Source organism: Sneathiella sp. D3-11 (assembly GCF_055809395.1).
On record NZ_CM147911.1, the window covers coordinates 3,456,279 to 3,472,014 of the forward strand.

The following is a 15,736-nucleotide window of genomic DNA, read 5'->3' on the forward strand; positions in this document are numbered from 1 at the left end:
TTAGGATGATTCGATTTAGTGTGGATAACTCCTAAAGACGCTAAATATAGGGGGGTTACAGCTTTTTTCTGCTAAATTCGTCGAAACTGTTTGCGAATTCCGTCAGATTGACTCACTATAGTTAATACAGGGATTAGTAAGCGTAAGCGTTAGTATAATGTCACCTTTAGTTGAAGGCCATAAACCGACAATGTCGGCGGCGAGAAATACACGCCAGTTAAGCCAGGCAATCGCCCGGAAGGTGCTGCTTGTTTCTATAAATATTCCAAAGAATAATGATCCATATGGATCGCTCGATACTTTTGTGTTTGGGCATCTCCCCGTCGTCTTCATGATCGCAGAGAGCGCCACAGCGGCAACCATGATGCTGGAAGAAAACCCGGACATCGCCGTGGTGATTATCGATGTCTCTGGGGAGAAGAGCGAGAGCGGCCTCGATCTCGTGCAGAAGCTCCGTGGTGAGATCGGAAACAAAATCATACGTATTGTTCTGCTGGGTGAAGCGGCAGAGCAGACCGGGGCGCAGAACCGCTTCCTCGACTATGACGTCAGTGACTATCGCGATATATCCGCCATCAACCTGCCCAAACTTTTTACCAGCCTGACCATCGCGCTTCAGTCTTTTGAGCGGCTAATCTCGGAAGAGGACAGCAAGCAGTCGCTTCAGACAATTCTCGATATCACCAAGGAGCTTTATGGTGTTCGCTCAGTAGAGGATTTCTGCCTCACCATCCTCTCGCAACTGCAGGTGATCTGCAAGAATGTGGAAGATTGCTTCTTCGCTATCCCGAATGAACATTCCGGGGAACTTTCTGTGACAGCAGGTAAGGGACGGTATGCCGCTAACAAAAAGTTACGCGTCGGAGAGGTGGTGAGTGAGGATATGTATGAGAGGGTCCTTGCCGCGACAGTGGGGCGTGAAAATGTTTTCGCAGAGACCGTCAATATCCTCTGTATTTCTCAAGAAGAAAAACTAAAAGGCGTGGTCGTGCTGGAAAACCGTGCGCCGCTCACCTTTCTGGAAACCCGGCAGATGGAGTTGATCTGCGCCAACATCACGCTTGGCCTTGAAAATGCGGACATGTTCGAGGAAATTAAACGCCTCGCCTTTAATGATAGCCTGACCGGTCTCGACAGCCGAGCAAAATTCCGCACAGATGTGCAGGGTCATATTGAACGGGTGGCCAAACCGGAGAAGCGACGCCTCGCCGTGGTGCAGTTCACGCTGGAACATCTGTCGGAACTGAATATCGCGCTTGGGCATGACGCGGGCGACGAGCTTATCCAGTTTGTCTCTGAACAATTGACCACCATGTTCCCGCAGGCCATATCGCTCGCGCGAACATCGGGGAACGGGTTTGGCCTATGCCTGCAGTACAAGAATACGGGGGAACTCAAGCAGATCCCGAAGACCATCCACAGTGTGTTTGAACATGGGCCATCAACACGAGAGAATATCCCGCATATCAGCCCCCGGATTGGCCTTGCCATTTATCCAGACGATGCGGATAACGCGACGGCGCTTTGGCGGAATACTAATATTGCGCTCTCGAATTTGAAGGTCCGGAATGGTTCCTACTTCTGCTTTTACAACAGCACCATCGCCAATGATATCAACGCCCGCGTCGAGATGAATAACGCGCTCCGTACCGGTATTATGCGAAAGGATCTCTCGCTTTCCTATCAGCCGCAAGTCGATCTTGAGAGCGGGGCGATGATCGGAATTGAGGCGCTTGTTCGCTGGCAGCGTGAAGGGGGGATGTTTGTTGCTCCCAATGATTTTATTCCGGTTGCGGAAAGCTCCGGCCTGATCGCGCCGATCAGTGAATGGGTCCTGAGCGAGGCCTGTCGCCAACGTAGAGAATGGCTCGATCAGGGGGAGAGTGACTTCCGGGTCGCAGTTAATCTCTCGCTGTCGATTTTCCAGAATGATGATTTTGTCGAATTGATAACGAAAACATTGGCGGATACAGGTTGTCCGCCCTCTCTGCTGGAACTTGAAGTCACCGAAAGTGTGATTATGGAGAACCCGGAGCAGACGTTGGAAAATTTCCGCGTGTTGCGCGATTTTGGCGTTAGCTTTGCCATTGATGATTTTGGAACCGGTTATTCCTCGCTTGCCTATCTCCGGCAATTGCCTGTATCCGCGCTCAAGATCGACAAGGCTTTTATTGATGGCCTGACCGAGAATGATGATGATGCTGCGATCGCGCGAACAGTTATCTCACTCGGGCGTAGCCTCGGTATGAACGTGCTTGCCGAAGGTGTCGAAACCATGGAGCAGGTGGAATTTCTCCGATCCGCCCAGTGCCATCAGGCGCAGGGCTTTCTGTTCTCACGCCCGATCACGGCCGCAGATGTCATGCCCTTTATCAGCGATCCGGATCGACCAGTTTTCCGGCAGCCCAGCCTATTTTAGCAGTTTGCCAGGATTCATGATCCCGTCGGGATCGAACGCCTTCTTGATCCGACGCATCAGGTCGATCTCGATTGCCGGTTTGTAATGCACCAAATCGTCGGCCTTCAGGCGGCCAATGCCATGTTCGGCACTGATGGAACCGCGCATTTTTACGGCGATATCATGAACGGCGCGACTGACTTCCTCCCAATGGGAGAGATATTCTTCCCGTCCCATATCCTCGGGCTGCATCGGATTAAAATGCACATTGCCATCGCCGATATGACCGAAAGCGACTGAGCGGAAATTCGGAACAATCTTGGCAACCGCAATATCGGCCTCCCGGATGAAGTCGGCGAAGCGGGAAACGGGAACGGAAATATCATGCTTGATGCTACCACCCTCGGGCTTCTGCGCGGCGGAGATTTCCTCCCGCAGGCGCCACAGATGCTGCTGCTGTGCCTCGCTCGCGGGGACCACCGCGTCCAGCACAATCTCTTTCTCGAAGGCCGCCTCGAGAATGCTCTCCATCAGTTCCTTCAACTCCGGTGTTGCGCTGGAGGAAAGCTCGACAAGTATATGCCAGTCATAACGCGCGGGCATCGGGTCGGTGAAATCCGGTACATGGCGTATCACCATATCAACGCAATAACGCGAAATCAGCTCGATCGCCGTCACCTGATCGCCGCTCATGGCACGGGCCAGGCTGAGGAACTCGATTGCCGCCTCAACGGAGGGAACGGCGGCCAGCGCCACCTGCTGATATTTCGGCTTTGGGTACATTTTCACGACGGCGCCTGTCACAATGCCAAGGGTGCCCTCCGCCCCGATGAAAAGCTGCTTGATATCGTAGCCGGTATTGTCCTTGCGGAGGCCCGTGAGGCCGTCCCAGATTTGCCCGTCGGGCAGCACGACTTCCAGCCCGAGCACTTGCTCCCGCGTATTGCCGTAATGCAGGACCTGCACGCCGCCCGCGTTGGTGGAGATATTACCACCGATCTGGCAGCTTCCTTCGGAGCCAATCCGGAGCGGGAAGATAAAGCCATTGTTCTCGGCCACCTCCTGCAGATTAGCGAGGATGCAGCCCGCATCGACAGTGAGGGTACCATTCAGCCGGTCAACCTCTCGCACCTGGTTCATCCGCGCAACCGAGAGGATAATCTCGTCCCCGCCAGTGAAGGGGATGGAGCCGCCAACGAGACTGGTGTTCCCGGCCTGCGGGACAAGAGGCGTTTTAGTTTCCGCACAGAGCTTGACGATGGCGGCGACTTCTTCTGTTGTTTTTGGTTGCACCACGGCGCGGGCGCGGCCAACAAATTTGTCGCGCCATTCAACAACGAAGCCCTGCATATCGGCTTCCTCGGTGATGACATGTGTGTCGCCAACGATGGCTTTCATATTTTCGATTAAAGTCATTTGCCTATCGTTTCCTTTTCGTGCTTTGGGGCCGCCGCGCGGCGGAGGCGGTCATTGATGGCAACACCCAGCCCGATTTCGGGGATTGGGCCGACGGCGATGCGCTTGAAATTCATTTTATCCAGAAAGTGGAGAGCCGAGAAAAGAAGCGCCGTCGCCTCTGTCAGGTCGCCGTTAATGCTTAAATTCACATCGGCGATGGTGTCATACTCGCGCCCGAAGGCGAGATATGCCTCGCCGGGTTCCTTGGCAGTCGCATTGAGCCGGACTGATGCATTGGGCGCATAGTGGCTGAGCAGCATACCTGGGCTCGGCGTGGTGCCATCCGCGTCATGGGAAAGAACCAGTCCGACCGACGCCTCCAGCGCCTCTCGCGTAATTCCGCCGGGGCGGAGGAGGACGGGCTGATCATTTTCAGTGAAACCCACAACAGTGCTTTCAACACCAACAGGGCAGGGGCCGCCATCCAAAACGCCCGCGATTTTCCCCTCTAGCCCGTCAATGACATGCTGCGCTTTGGTCGGGCTGATTCCGCCCGACGGATTGGCACTTGGTGCGGCGAGGGGGCGACCGCATTCTTTTAAGAACTCAAGCGCGAGTTTGTGGCCCGGCACCCGGATGGCCAATGTTTCCAATCCTGCGCTGGCGAGACGGGAGACCGGACAGTTTTCCACACGTGGCAGCACGAGAGTGAGAGCGCCCGGCCAGAAGGTTGCCGCAAGCCGTTCCGCCGTGTCATTGAACGTGACATATTCCTTTGCTTTCGCGAGGGAGGGGACATGGACAATCAATGGGTTAAAACTCGGCCGGCCCTTGGCCTCGTATATTGAGGCAACGGCGCGATCATTCGTTGCATCGGCGCCAAGGCCATAAACCGTCTCGGTCGCAAAGGCGACAAGATGTCCGGCGCGAATTTCTTCTGCGGCCTCTGTCAGTCCATCTTTGTCTGTCTTAAAAATTTTCATTGATCATCAATATTCTGCTTATTGCTGCCGGGAGTTTACCCGATTGTATTTCTTCGTCGAGAGGCTTTCGACTTGCGCGAAAGTCTTTTTTCTCCTCGCGGGATATGCCATAACATCCTGACGGTAAGAATAACCATTATATAAGAGGTATCTCCATGGCTGAATATAGCGCCCCCCTTAAAGATATGCGCTTTGTTCTGGATAATATCGCCGATCTTGCGGCTCTCTCAAAGCTGGAGGGTTATGAGCATGCGGAATCGGATGTTGTTGATGCGGTTCTGGAAGAGGCGGGAAAGTTCGCCAGCAATGTTCTTTCGCCGATCAATAAATCTGGTGATCTGCAGGGGTCCCATGTGAAAGACGGGGTGGTGACCACGCCCGACGGTTGGAAAGAAGCTTATGCCGGTTTTGTCGAAGGTGGGTGGAACGGGATTTCCGCGCCTGAGCAATATGACGGCGGCGGGCTGCCGAGCGCGGTGTCGCTGGCGACGGTGGAAATGTGGAATGCGGCTAACCTTGGCTTTGCGCTCTGCCCACTGCTCACTCAAGGCGCAATCGAGAGCATCATCGCCCATGGCACGAAAGAGCAGCAGGATAAATACCTCAAAAAGCTGGTGAGCGGGGAATGGGCCGCCACCATGAACCTGACCGAGAGTCAGGCCGGATCTGACGTCGGCGCGCTTCGTTCCAAGGCGGAACCGGCGGAGGATGGAAGCTGGCGGATTTCGGGGCAGAAAATCTTCATCACCTATGGCGACCATGAGATGAGCGAGAACATCATCCATCTGGTGCTGGCCCGTACGCCGGGCGCCCCGGCAGGCACGCGCGGCATCTCCCTCTTTATCGTGCCGAAATATCTCGTGAATGAGGATGGGTCGCTTGGCGAGCGGAACGATCTTAAATGCGTCTCGCTTGAGGAAAAAATCGGCATCCATGCGAGCCCGACGGCAGTGATGTCTTACGGAGATAACGGCAATTGCGTCGGTTATCTGCTCGGCGCTGAAAACAAGGGCATGGCCTGTATGTTCACCATGATGAACAGTGCCCGCCTCGGTGTTGGCGTGCAGGGTCTCGCCATCGCGGAACGCGCCTATCAGCAGGCGGTCGAATACGCCCGTGATCGCAAGCAGGGGCAGGCCCCGGGTATGCCAAAAGGCGAGATGACCCCGATTATTCATCATGCGGATGTGCGTCGGATGTTGATGACCATGCGCGCAAATATCGAGGCCATGCGCTGCCTGATATATCTGAATGGTGCTTGTCTTGATGTGGCACATCACGGCCCGGATGAAATGGCACGCGCACAAGCCATGGGCATGGCTGAACTTTTAACCCCGCTCTCTAAGGCCTGGTGTACAGATCTCGGCGTGGAGACGGCCTCCACCGCCGTTCAGGTGCATGGCGGCATGGGCTTTATCGAGGAAACCGGCGTTGGCCAGTATTACCGCGACGCCCGCATCCTGCCGATTTATGAGGGGACGAACGGCATTCAGGCGCTTGATCTGGTAGGGCGCAAGCTCGGCCTGCAAGGTGGAAACCCGGTGAAGGAAATCTTCGCTGACATGCAGGAAACGGTGACCGGGCTGGCCAAGGTAGGCGATGAGATGGCAGGAATGTCGCTACAGCTTAACCTCGCGGTGTCGGCACTGAAGGACGCAACCGACTGGCTCTATGCCAACGCGCCGAATGATCCACACGCGGCGCCAGCCGGTGCGACGCCCTATCTTCGCATGTTTGCAACAACGGTGGGGGCGCATCTTCTCGGCCGTTCGGCGTTGAAGGCACGGGCGCTACTGAATGACGGTGCAGCGGATACGGATTTCCTGAAGGCGAAAATCATTACGGCTCGTTTCTTCATGGGCCAGATCCTGCCGACAGCCACAGCGCTGCTCGGCCCCGTGACGGAAGGGCCAGAGACTTTATTTGCGATTGATGAAGATTTGCTTTCTGCCTGATCAGGGGGGCTTATTTGACGTTAACGTAAACGTAAAATAGAATAACAAGAGCGGCGGGCGTTCTGCCCAGCTGCCATCAGGACGAGTACTAATGACTTATAGTGAAATAACCTACCCCTTTGATACCCGCCCCGGAGACGGCGAGGTTCTGGAAGTGAGCGACGGCATCCTCTGGGTGCGGATGCCGATCCCGATCCCGGGTCTTGACTATATAAACCTCTATCTGATCGAGGATGATGACGGCTGGACGATGGTGGATTCTGGACTGAATACCGGCGATATCCGCGACCATTGGCGCAGTATTTATGCGAAGTATCTCAAAGGTAAACCGATTACCCGGATGATCTGCACTCATTTTCATCCCGACCATATGGGGCAGGCAGGTTGGGTCACCTATAAATGGAATATTCCGCTGACCATGACGTTCGGTGAATGGACCTTCGGACGGATGCTTTATCTGGAGGCCCAGAAGGAAACGCCGGACTATGTGGTGGATTTTTATCGGTCTGTTGGTTTTACTGAGGAAATGCTGGAAAAAGTCCGTGACCGGGGCTTTAATAATTTCCGCCAAGCCATGTCACAGGTGCCCATGGGTTTCAACCGGATCGCCGACGGCGATATCATCACCATCGGCAAGCGGGACTGGCAAGTGATCGTCGGGCAGGGTCATTCGCCGGAACATGCCTGCCTTTATTCGCAGGCGGACGGGATATTGATCTCCGGTGATCAGGTGTTGCCGCGCATTACGCCGCATATCGGGGTCTATCCCGCAGAGCCGCTCGCCAATCCGTTGAAGAAATTCATCGATTCCATTGAAATATATAAGAAATTGCCGAAGGATACCTTCGTCCTTCCAGCCCATAATGATGTTTTTTACGGCCTTCATAACCAGCTTGATTTTTATCAATCACACCATGAAGATCGGCTTAACCGGTTATTGATCGCCTGTGATACACCGCAATCAGCAATCGATCTGCTACCGGTGCTATTCGATCGGGAGCTGGACGAAAAAGACAAGGGGCTTGGGATTGCAGAAGGCTTGGCCCATTGTCATTATCTTGTTGGTGAGGGCAAGTTGGAGAGGATCATGGGAAGCGACGGAATCTGGAAATTCCAGAGAAGCGCCGAACGCAAGGCGGTTGCCTGAGCAATAACAACTCAAGAAAATAATAAAAAATAAAGGAAACAAAGAGATGACAAAAGACCTTTTAGTCGAAAAGAAAGACGGCATTGCCACAATTACCCTGAACCGACCGGAGGCGCGCAACGCCCTGTCGATGGAAATGCGTTCAGGTTTGTATGATGCCTTTGTCGATATGGAGAATGATGACAGCGTTCGTTGTATTATCCTGCGCGGTGAAGGGGAGCATTTCCAGGCGGGCGGAGATGTGAAATCCTTCACTGAATATGCGAAGATGGACCCGGAAGAGCGCCGTAAAGCATTTGAAAAGCGTATCCATACCCTGCACCCGACAATTTTTACCATGACACGGATGCCGAAGCCGATTATCGCCAGTGTGCGGGGCGGTGCGGCCGGTTTCGGCCTTTCGCTAATGATGGCCTGCGATATGGTTATTGCTTCGGAAGACGCCTTTGTCACGCTTGCCTATATCGGGATTGGCACGACGCCGGACGGCTCGGGCTCCTACATGCTCCCCCGGATTGTCGGGCTGAAGAAGGCGATGGAAATTGCCATGCTCGGCGACCGGATCAAGGCGGCGGAGGCCAAGGATCTCGGCCTCATCAATTTCGTGGTCCCGACCGAGGAGTTGGGCGCGGAAACCGCGAAGCTCGCCAAACGGCTTGCTAACGGCCCGACGGTCGCGCTCGGTCGGACGAAGCAGTTGCTTAATGCCTCACTCGGGAATAGTCTGGAAGAACAGCTCTCGCTCGAAGCGCAAGGCTTTGCCTTTTGTGCGTCCAGCAATGATTGGGTCGAGGGAGTAACTGCCTTTAAAGAGAAGCGGAAGCCCGTCTATAAAGGCAATTAACGGGCTCCGGTTCTCGCATGGAACAGGGAGACGGTTATGGCGGATCTGAAGGGAAAGACTCTTTTCATCACAGGCGCGAGCCGGGGCATCGGACTTGCCATCGGTAAACGTGCCGCGGCAGATGGCGCAAATGTCGTCATCGCCGCCAAAACCGCAGAACCCCATGCCAAGCTGAAGGGCACGATTTATAGTGCCGCCGAGGAGATAGAGGCGGCGGGCGGAAAAGCGCTCCCCCTCGTTGTTGATGTGCGGGAAGAAGACATCGTCGAGGCGGCAATGAAGCAGGCGGTGGATACCTTTGGCGGGATTGATATTCTCGTCAATAATGCCTCCGCTATCAGCCTGACCGGAACGCTTGAAACCCCGATGAAGCGCTACGACCTGATGCATCAGATTAATATCCGCGGAACGTTTCTCTGTTCACAGAAGGCAATTCCTTACCTTAAAAAGGCCGAGAACCCACATGTGCTCAACCTGTCCCCGCCGCTTAATTTCGAGGCGCACTGGTTCGCGCCCCATGTGGCCTATAGCATGGCGAAATACGGGATGAGCCTCTGTGTCCTTGGCATGGCGGAGGAGTTCAGGAAGGCGGGCATTGCTTTTAACGCTCTCTGGCCACGCACGGCGGTCGCAACTTCGGCAATGGATCTGATTGGTGGGCCAGATGTGCGCAATAAATGCCGCAAAGACACGATTATGTCCGATGCGGCGCATATCATCCTGACCAAGCCGTCACGGGAATTTACCGGGAATTTCTGCATTGACGATGAATTGCTGGCGGATGCCGGGGTCACGGATTTCGCGCAATACCGCTTCGAAGGGGTAGAAGAGAAAGACTTGCTTCCCGATTTCTTTGTCTGATCAGGCGGCCTGACGTAACTCAAGCCGGTTCCAGACATCTTTCAACGCTCCGACGAGTTCAGCCATCATCGCATCATCATGGAACGGTGTTGGCGTAATGCGCAAGCGTTCCAGTCCGCGCGGCACGGTCGGGTAGTTGATCGGCTGAATATAGATGCCATAATCATCAAGCAGCATATCGCTCGCCTGCTTGCATAGTTCTGCGTCATAAACCATCAGCGGCACAATATGGGTGACTGAGGGAAGGACAGGTAAGCCCGCTTCCGCGAACAGCTTCTTGAGAGTCGCGGCGCGTTCCTGATGATGTTCGCGCTCCGCCTGGCTTGATTTCAGGTGCCGCACACTGGCAAGGGCACCCGCAGACATCACCGGAGAGAGCGTTGTCGTGAAGATAAAACCTGACGCGTAGGAGCGAATGGCGTCGACGATATTCTGGCTTGCCGTGATAAAACCGCCGACCACGCCAAATGCTTTACCGAGTGTGCCTTCAATAATATCAAGACGGTGCATCAGCCCCTCGCGCTCCGCCACGCCACCACCACGCGCACCATAAAGGCCAACCGCATGGACTTCGTCAAGATAGGTCATCGCGTTATATTTATCCGCAAGGTCGCAGATTTCTTTTATCGGGGAGATATCGCCATCCATGGAATAAACCGATTCAAAGGCGATAACTTTGGGGCGGTTCGGGTCGATGGATTTAAGCTTATCTTCCAGATCGCGTACATCGTTATGGCGGAATATCCGTTTTTCGCACCCCGAATGACGCACACCATCAATCATGGAGGCGTGGTTGAGCTCATCGGACAGGATCACACAGCCTGGCAGTAGTTTGCCAAGGGTGGAGAGCGTTGCATCGTTGGAGACAAAACCGGAGGTGAAAACGAGCGCCGCTTCCTTCTCATGAAGATCAGCAAGCTCTCGCTCCAGCTCGCAGATCAAACGGGTGTTGCCGGAAATATTTCGGGTGCCGCCCGCGCCGGCGCCAAACTGGTCCGTCGCATCCTTGATAGCGTCCAGTACATCCGGATGTTGGCCCATGCCGAGATAGTCGTTAGAGCACCAGATGGTAATGTCCTGCGTTCCGCCGTCATCCAGATAACGGGTTGCGCGGGGGAAATCACCGGCATGACGGCCAAGCTCGGTAAAGACGCGATAGCGTTTCTCGTCTTTCAGAGCGGCAATCGCCTTCTCGAACATGCTTTCGTAATCCATCGTCTGCCCTTAAACTATGCGTGGTCCATCGACTGATGTATTTCTAATTACAGTTTCCGACCGATCCGTGACAAGAGACAAAAGGTCGCAACATGGTTCTGGTCGCGATCATGTGATCAGTCTTTACCGCGCCCTTCCGTCAAACGCCTAGATCCTAGTGGGCCATCAAGACCGGAATGGGGCAGTTATTCAACACTTCTTCTGTTACGGCGCCAAAAAACAGCCGGCGCAGACGGCTGCGGGTGTAGGCCCCCATCACCAGAAGATCGGCGTTACATTTATTGGCTTCGGTCAGGATTGATTCAGCCGTTGATTTGCCGTTTGAATCCGTAATCTCGCAACGATCCGCATGCACCCCATACATCGTGAGATAGCGCTGTACGGCCAGTGGGTGAATGTCTTCATCCAGATCATCAACGGCGGAAATCAGCATGACTTTTTCGGCGGTCTGCAGGAAGGGCAAGGAGTAGGAGAGGGCGCGGGCCGATTCCTCCGATCCGTTCCAGGCAAAGGCGACACGCATGCCGACATCTTTTGGCAGTACCTTATCCAGCAGCAGGACAGGCCGCCCGGTCTCTCGCAGTGCCGTATTAATCAGCAAGGAATTGTTGATCTGTTCCTCACCTTCCTGCTTGCAGATAATAATCAGGTCAAACAAACGACCGTAGCTATGAATTGTATCTTCGCTATTCCCCTGCTTTTCAACGAAGCGGGCAGAGGCGCCATCCGCGGTTGGCCGGTCAGAGATGTCATGGATAACCGGCACGCCCATGCGGCCGGCAATTTCCTTGAATTGTTCCCGCGCGCGATGGCGTCGTTCTTCGCCGTCCTTTTCCGCCATTTCAATCACGCTTTCGATCATGGTGGAGGTCATCCCCTCACCAACGAAGGCAGCGGCGGACCGCGGGTCAATCTTGATATGGAGCGCATTGACATGGGCACCGAAGCGCGTTGCGAGATTGAAGGCGCTTTCAAGTGCCTTTGCGTCGCTGTCGTTGTTTGCGCCGGAGACGGGAACGAGAATATTTTTAAAATGCATTGAATACCTCAACCTGTGAGTTTTCATTTAAATGTAACACTAAGACCCTAAATCCTAAAGGGTTTTGTCAGCATCTCCGGCTAATCCTCGTCGTCCCGGCCTGTCTCGATATGAAGGGGGTCTTGATGAACAATAGCTTCAGCATCGGGATATTCGGCCATCAGCCGGGCCTCCACAGCGTCAGAAATGGTATGCGCGTCCCGCAAGGAGATGCTGCCGTCCATGTCGATATGCATCTGCATGAACAGCTGCTGGCCGGAGCGGCGGGTGCGCAGGTCATGAATACCAAGCACGCCGGGCTGTTTCAGGACGGTGGCCTTGATATTCTCCCGCTCTTCATCGCCCAGCTCTTCATCCATTAAATCAGCGAAGGAGGTTCGGATAATCTTCCAGGCACTGAAGATCAGGACAAGCGCAATCAGGATGGCGAACAATCCGTCGGCATAGCGCCAGTGGAACACGATGTCGAGTATCAGCGCGAGGATCACGCCGCCATTGATAAGCACATCGCCAACATAATGCAGAGAATCGGCGGAAATCGCCACAGACCGGGTCTTGCGGATTACATGGCGCTGATAAAGGACGAGGCCGATGGTCAGCGCGATGGAAATCACCATGACAATAATGCCAACGTCTCCCGCGTAAACCGGCTTCGGGTTAAGGAGCCTCTCTCCGCCTTGAAACAGCAAAAAAACCGCTGACCCTGTAATGATTGCTGACTGGAAAAGCCCGGCAAGCGCCTCCGCCTTGCCATGGCCGAAGCGATGGTCGCTATCAGCGGGCACGAGTGCCTGACGCACGGCGAAGAGATTTATGACGGAGGCCGCAAGATCGAGAATGGAGTCAACCATCGTCGAGAGCATGGCGACGGAATTGGTGGCGAAATAGGCAAAAGCCTTGATCAGGATCAGCAGCAGCGCAACACTCACGGCGGCATAGGTGGCGCGCTTCATCAAATAGCCGTTTGCAGTCTCTTCCTTCTGTGGAAGTTGGGTGTCTGGATCGGCTGTCACAGTTGGCTTAATCCTATTGTAAATGATTTCGCGGAGTATCTGGTTATCTTACGGGTAAAGGACACTCTCTGTCCAACCTCCGGCGCCCTTGTCATAGCGGCGGCGTTCATGCAAACGGAAGGGCCGGTCGCGCCAAAACTCTATCCGCTCCGGGATGATGCGAAAGCCGGACCAATAATCAGGCCGAGGGATCGCTCCAATTGCATATTTCGCCGCATATTTTGCAACCTCTGCTTCAAGCGTGAAGCGGCCTTCCATCGGGCGGGATTGCTGACTGGCCCAGGCGCCGATCCGGCTATCGCGCGGCCGGCTGTCAAAATAGGCATCTGCCTCTTCATTCGAAACCTTTTCGACGGTGCCTTGAATGCGTATGCTGCGGCGCAGGGATTTCCAGTGAAAACAAAGACCTGCACGCGGGTTGGCAAGCAATTCGCGGCCTTTTTGGCTTCCGAAATTTGTGTAGAAGACGAAGCCGCGTTCATCCGCACCCTTGAGCAGCACCATGCGCACAGACGGATAACCGTCCGCATCGGCAGTCGCAAGCGCCATGGCTGTCGGGTCGTTGGGCTCACTCTTTTCGGCTTCCGCCATCCAGTCCTGAAACTCACTCAGGAGTTCGGTAATGTTTTTCACAGTCATTTTCAGATACTCGTTATGTCACTGCATGCCACTGCTTTGCCGCATTTCATTGCCAAACTTAATCCGCCTCGACGGAATTGTCGACCGGCGACGTTTAAACTAAGATAGGTCCAAGCGAAAGCATTTGAAATGATTTGTGATGGGCCTGTTACTATAAATGTGTTCCCAATCCCTATATAGTGGGAACGGGGATTGCCTGATAGTATGTCAGGATTGGATTTTATGATGACAAGGATTGCAATGATGCGGAAATCAAATCTACTGATGGTCACGGCGATGGCGTCGGCGCTTGCTCTTGCGGGTTGCGCGGATGCCCAGAATAACCCAAAAACAACCGGTGGCGCCATAATTGGCGGTATTGGTGGTGCGTTGCTTGGCTCCATGTTCGGCAAGGGTAAGGGGCAGCTTGTGGCCGTTGGCCTTGGCACGTTGGCCGGTGCGATGGTCGGCAGTGAGGTCGGTAAGACTCTCGACGCGGCGGACCGGGCGCAGATTGACCGCGCCGAGAAACGGGCGACAACAGCGCCGATCGGTCAGACGATCTCCTGGAATAATCCGGACAGTGGCAATTCTGGCTCAATCACACCGGTGCGCGACGGTAATCATCTGGATGGTCGCTACTGCCGGGAATTTCAGCAGACGATTGAAGTTGGCGGCAAGCTTGAAAAAGGCTATGGGACAGCCTGTCGGCAGCCTGATGGCTCCTGGCAGATTATGAACTAAGGGGTGGAAGGCGGGCACGGCCTCTCTGATAGAGCGGGATAGTCGTGCCGGGTAACAATTTTAATGAGACGTTTTAAGCTATTCACGGTTGGCCTGACGGCGGCGATGTTTGTCACCTTGGGGGCAATCCCGTCCGTATGGGCAGACTTCAACGATGGTGTCGAGGCATATGAGGCCGGAGATTATAAAACCGCGTTCAATGAATGGCTACCGCTGGCAAAGAACAACGATCCGGCGGCGATGCGGAATATCGGCCATATGTATCGGCGCGGTCTTGGCACTGCACAGGATTATGCCAAAGCAATGACTTGGTATAAACGCGCGGCGACCATCGGGTTTGACCGGGCGCAGGCCAATGTCGCGGGTATGTATCTGGAAGGCGAGGGGGTGGAGAAAGACTACGCCCAGGCTGCAAATTGGTTTGCCCGCGCCGCGCAGCAAGGGCATGTCGTGTCCCAGTATAATCTCGCCTTGCTGCTGGAAAACGGCCTTGGGGTCGAACGCAGTGACAAACGGGCGCTTGGCTGGTTTGCATTGGCCGCAAAGGCGGGTCATCCGCAGGCCCAGAAGAAAGCGGCGGAACTGGCCGCACGCATCAAGAATCAGCCGGATGATGGCGATACGAATGCCTCTGGCGGACCGTTGATCACATCAGTCGAAACACAGGAACTCGTACCGACTGCAGAAACTAAGTCGAGCGAGGTGATTCAAAAGGCCGCAATAGATGAAGAGCAGGCAGATGAAACAGAAGTGACGCAGGTGGCCGAGGGGCTCGCCGCTCAGGAAAGTGTGACACAGGAAGAAGCGGACAAGGCCGCCGTAACATCCGAAAAAGGGGTTCAGAAAAAGGGCTTTTATGAAGCTCTTAAATCCCTCGTTGTGACACAGGGACGCAAGACGACAGACGATGTATCGGCAACGGCACCCGCTGAAAAAACTGTGGCGGCAACCCCCGCCGAGACGGTAACGGAAAAGAAAGCTTCTGTTCCTCCGGTAGTTCCTAAAGTGACTCCGACACCAGCCGATAAGCCAGTTGTTGCGGCGGTCCCTGTTAAGCCGGTAGAGGTTGCGGCTATTCCGGCGCCGGTGACAGCGAAGCCGGTAAAAGCGATCCCTGCCGTGCAGGCCGTACCGCCCGGAACGGGCCTCAGTGCGGCTGAAAAGCTGGAAATGGCAGATCTCGCCTATACACTGAAACAATATCAGCAGTCATTGAGCATCTGGGCGCCGCTGGCCGAAGACGGCAATGCAGAGGCGCAATATCGGCTCGGCGCTCTGTTTAATGCAGGTGTAGCGCTGCCAGTAGACCGGGTGCGTGCTTACTTCTGGTGGGACAAGGCGAAGAACAACGGCTCACGCGAGGCCGCTGCCGCACTCGCTAAGCTGGAGCCCAGCTTGACATATCTCGAAAAAAGACAGATTGATCGGGTGAATTAGTTAAATCCTAAGAAAAATTTCTTATATACTGATTTTAAAGCGACTTATTGATTTCAGGGGCGCATTGGCGTCCAGCATGGCAAC

Annotated in this window: 13 protein-coding genes; 7 read left to right on the forward strand and 6 right to left on the reverse strand. The window is 54.6% G+C overall.

The window, feature by feature from the left end:
* Positions 1–157 precede the first annotated feature (157 nt).
* Positions 158–2,419 carry a bifunctional diguanylate cyclase/phosphodiesterase gene (locus tag AC0L73_RS17490; protein WP_473654414.1) on the forward strand — a complete coding sequence of 754 codons (2,262 nt, stop codon included), beginning with the start codon at positions 158–160 and terminating at the stop codon, positions 2,417–2,419.
* On the opposite strand, the gene AC0L73_RS17495 is transcribed toward AC0L73_RS17490, so the two are convergent.
* Positions 2,411–3,814 carry an FAD-binding oxidoreductase gene (locus tag AC0L73_RS17495; RefSeq protein ID WP_227951718.1) on the reverse strand — a complete coding sequence of 468 codons (1,404 nt, stop codon included), beginning with the start codon at positions 3,812–3,814 and terminating at the stop codon, positions 2,411–2,413. The two genes, AC0L73_RS17490 and AC0L73_RS17495, sit on opposite strands and share 9 nt — an antisense overlap.
* A complete protein-coding gene (locus tag AC0L73_RS17500) occupies positions 3,811–4,779 on the reverse strand; it encodes an L-threonylcarbamoyladenylate synthase (RefSeq protein WP_227951719.1) in 969 nt (322 codons plus the stop codon). Before AC0L73_RS17500 ends, AC0L73_RS17495 begins: the two co-directional genes overlap by 4 nt.
* A 155-nt stretch (positions 4,780–4,934) precedes the next feature.
* Here AC0L73_RS17500 and AC0L73_RS17505 point away from each other — a divergent pair, with 155 nt between their 5' ends.
* The 4 genes from AC0L73_RS17505 (at position 4,935) to AC0L73_RS17520 (ending at position 9,586) form a co-directional block, all read left to right on the forward strand.
* Positions 4,935–6,734, forward strand: a complete 1,800-nt coding sequence (locus AC0L73_RS17505) for an acyl-CoA dehydrogenase (protein ID WP_473654415.1) — start codon at positions 4,935–4,937, stop codon at positions 6,732–6,734.
* 91 nt (positions 6,735–6,825) lie between these two features.
* A complete protein-coding gene (locus tag AC0L73_RS17510; RefSeq protein WP_227951721.1) occupies positions 6,826–7,881 on the forward strand; it encodes an MBL fold metallo-hydrolase in 1,056 nt (351 codons plus the stop codon).
* A 46-nt stretch (positions 7,882–7,927) separates the two neighbouring features.
* Positions 7,928–8,725 carry an enoyl-CoA hydratase/isomerase family protein gene (locus tag AC0L73_RS17515; RefSeq protein ID WP_227951722.1) on the forward strand — a complete coding sequence of 266 codons (798 nt, stop codon included), beginning with the start codon at positions 7,928–7,930 and terminating at the stop codon, positions 8,723–8,725.
* A gap of 36 nt (positions 8,726–8,761) precedes the next feature.
* A complete protein-coding gene (locus tag AC0L73_RS17520; RefSeq protein WP_473654416.1) occupies positions 8,762–9,586 on the forward strand; it encodes an SDR family oxidoreductase in 825 nt (274 codons plus the stop codon).
* Here AC0L73_RS17520 and hemA read toward each other — a convergent pair whose 3' ends face one another.
* The 4 genes from hemA to pdxH form a co-directional block, all read right to left on the reverse strand.
* The gene (hemA, locus tag AC0L73_RS17525) at positions 9,587–10,801 is read right to left on the reverse strand and encodes a 5-aminolevulinate synthase (RefSeq protein WP_227951724.1); all 1,215 of its coding nucleotides are present in this window, start codon (positions 10,799–10,801) and stop codon (positions 9,587–9,589) included. It lies immediately after the preceding gene.
* Between the two features lie 154 nt (positions 10,802–10,955).
* Positions 10,956–11,840: a universal stress protein gene (locus tag AC0L73_RS17530; protein WP_227951725.1), complete on the reverse strand. Its 885-nt coding sequence runs from the start codon at positions 11,838–11,840 to the stop codon at positions 10,956–10,958.
* Positions 11,841–11,920: 80 nt separating this feature from the next.
* Positions 11,921–12,853, reverse strand: a complete 933-nt coding sequence (locus AC0L73_RS17535; RefSeq protein WP_227951726.1) for a cation diffusion facilitator family transporter — start codon at positions 12,851–12,853, stop codon at positions 11,921–11,923.
* A gap of 48 nt (positions 12,854–12,901) precedes the next feature.
* Positions 12,902–13,492 carry a pyridoxamine 5'-phosphate oxidase gene (pdxH, locus tag AC0L73_RS17540; RefSeq protein ID WP_227951727.1) on the reverse strand — a complete coding sequence of 197 codons (591 nt, stop codon included), beginning with the start codon at positions 13,490–13,492 and terminating at the stop codon, positions 12,902–12,904.
* Positions 13,493–13,714: 222 nt separating this feature from the next.
* On the opposite strand from pdxH, the gene AC0L73_RS17545 reads away from it, so the two are divergent.
* Together AC0L73_RS17545 and AC0L73_RS17550 are read left to right on the forward strand one after the other, a co-directional pair.
* Positions 13,715–14,215, forward strand: coding sequence for an RT0821/Lpp0805 family surface protein (locus AC0L73_RS17545; protein ID WP_227951728.1), 501 nt, complete (start codon positions 13,715–13,717; stop codon positions 14,213–14,215).
* A 63-nt stretch (positions 14,216–14,278) separates the two neighbouring features.
* On the forward strand, positions 14,279–15,652 hold the full coding sequence (locus AC0L73_RS17550) for a tetratricopeptide repeat protein (RefSeq protein WP_473654417.1): 1,374 nt from the start codon (positions 14,279–14,281) through the stop codon (positions 15,650–15,652).
* The last annotated feature ends 84 nt before the right edge of the window (positions 15,653–15,736 follow it).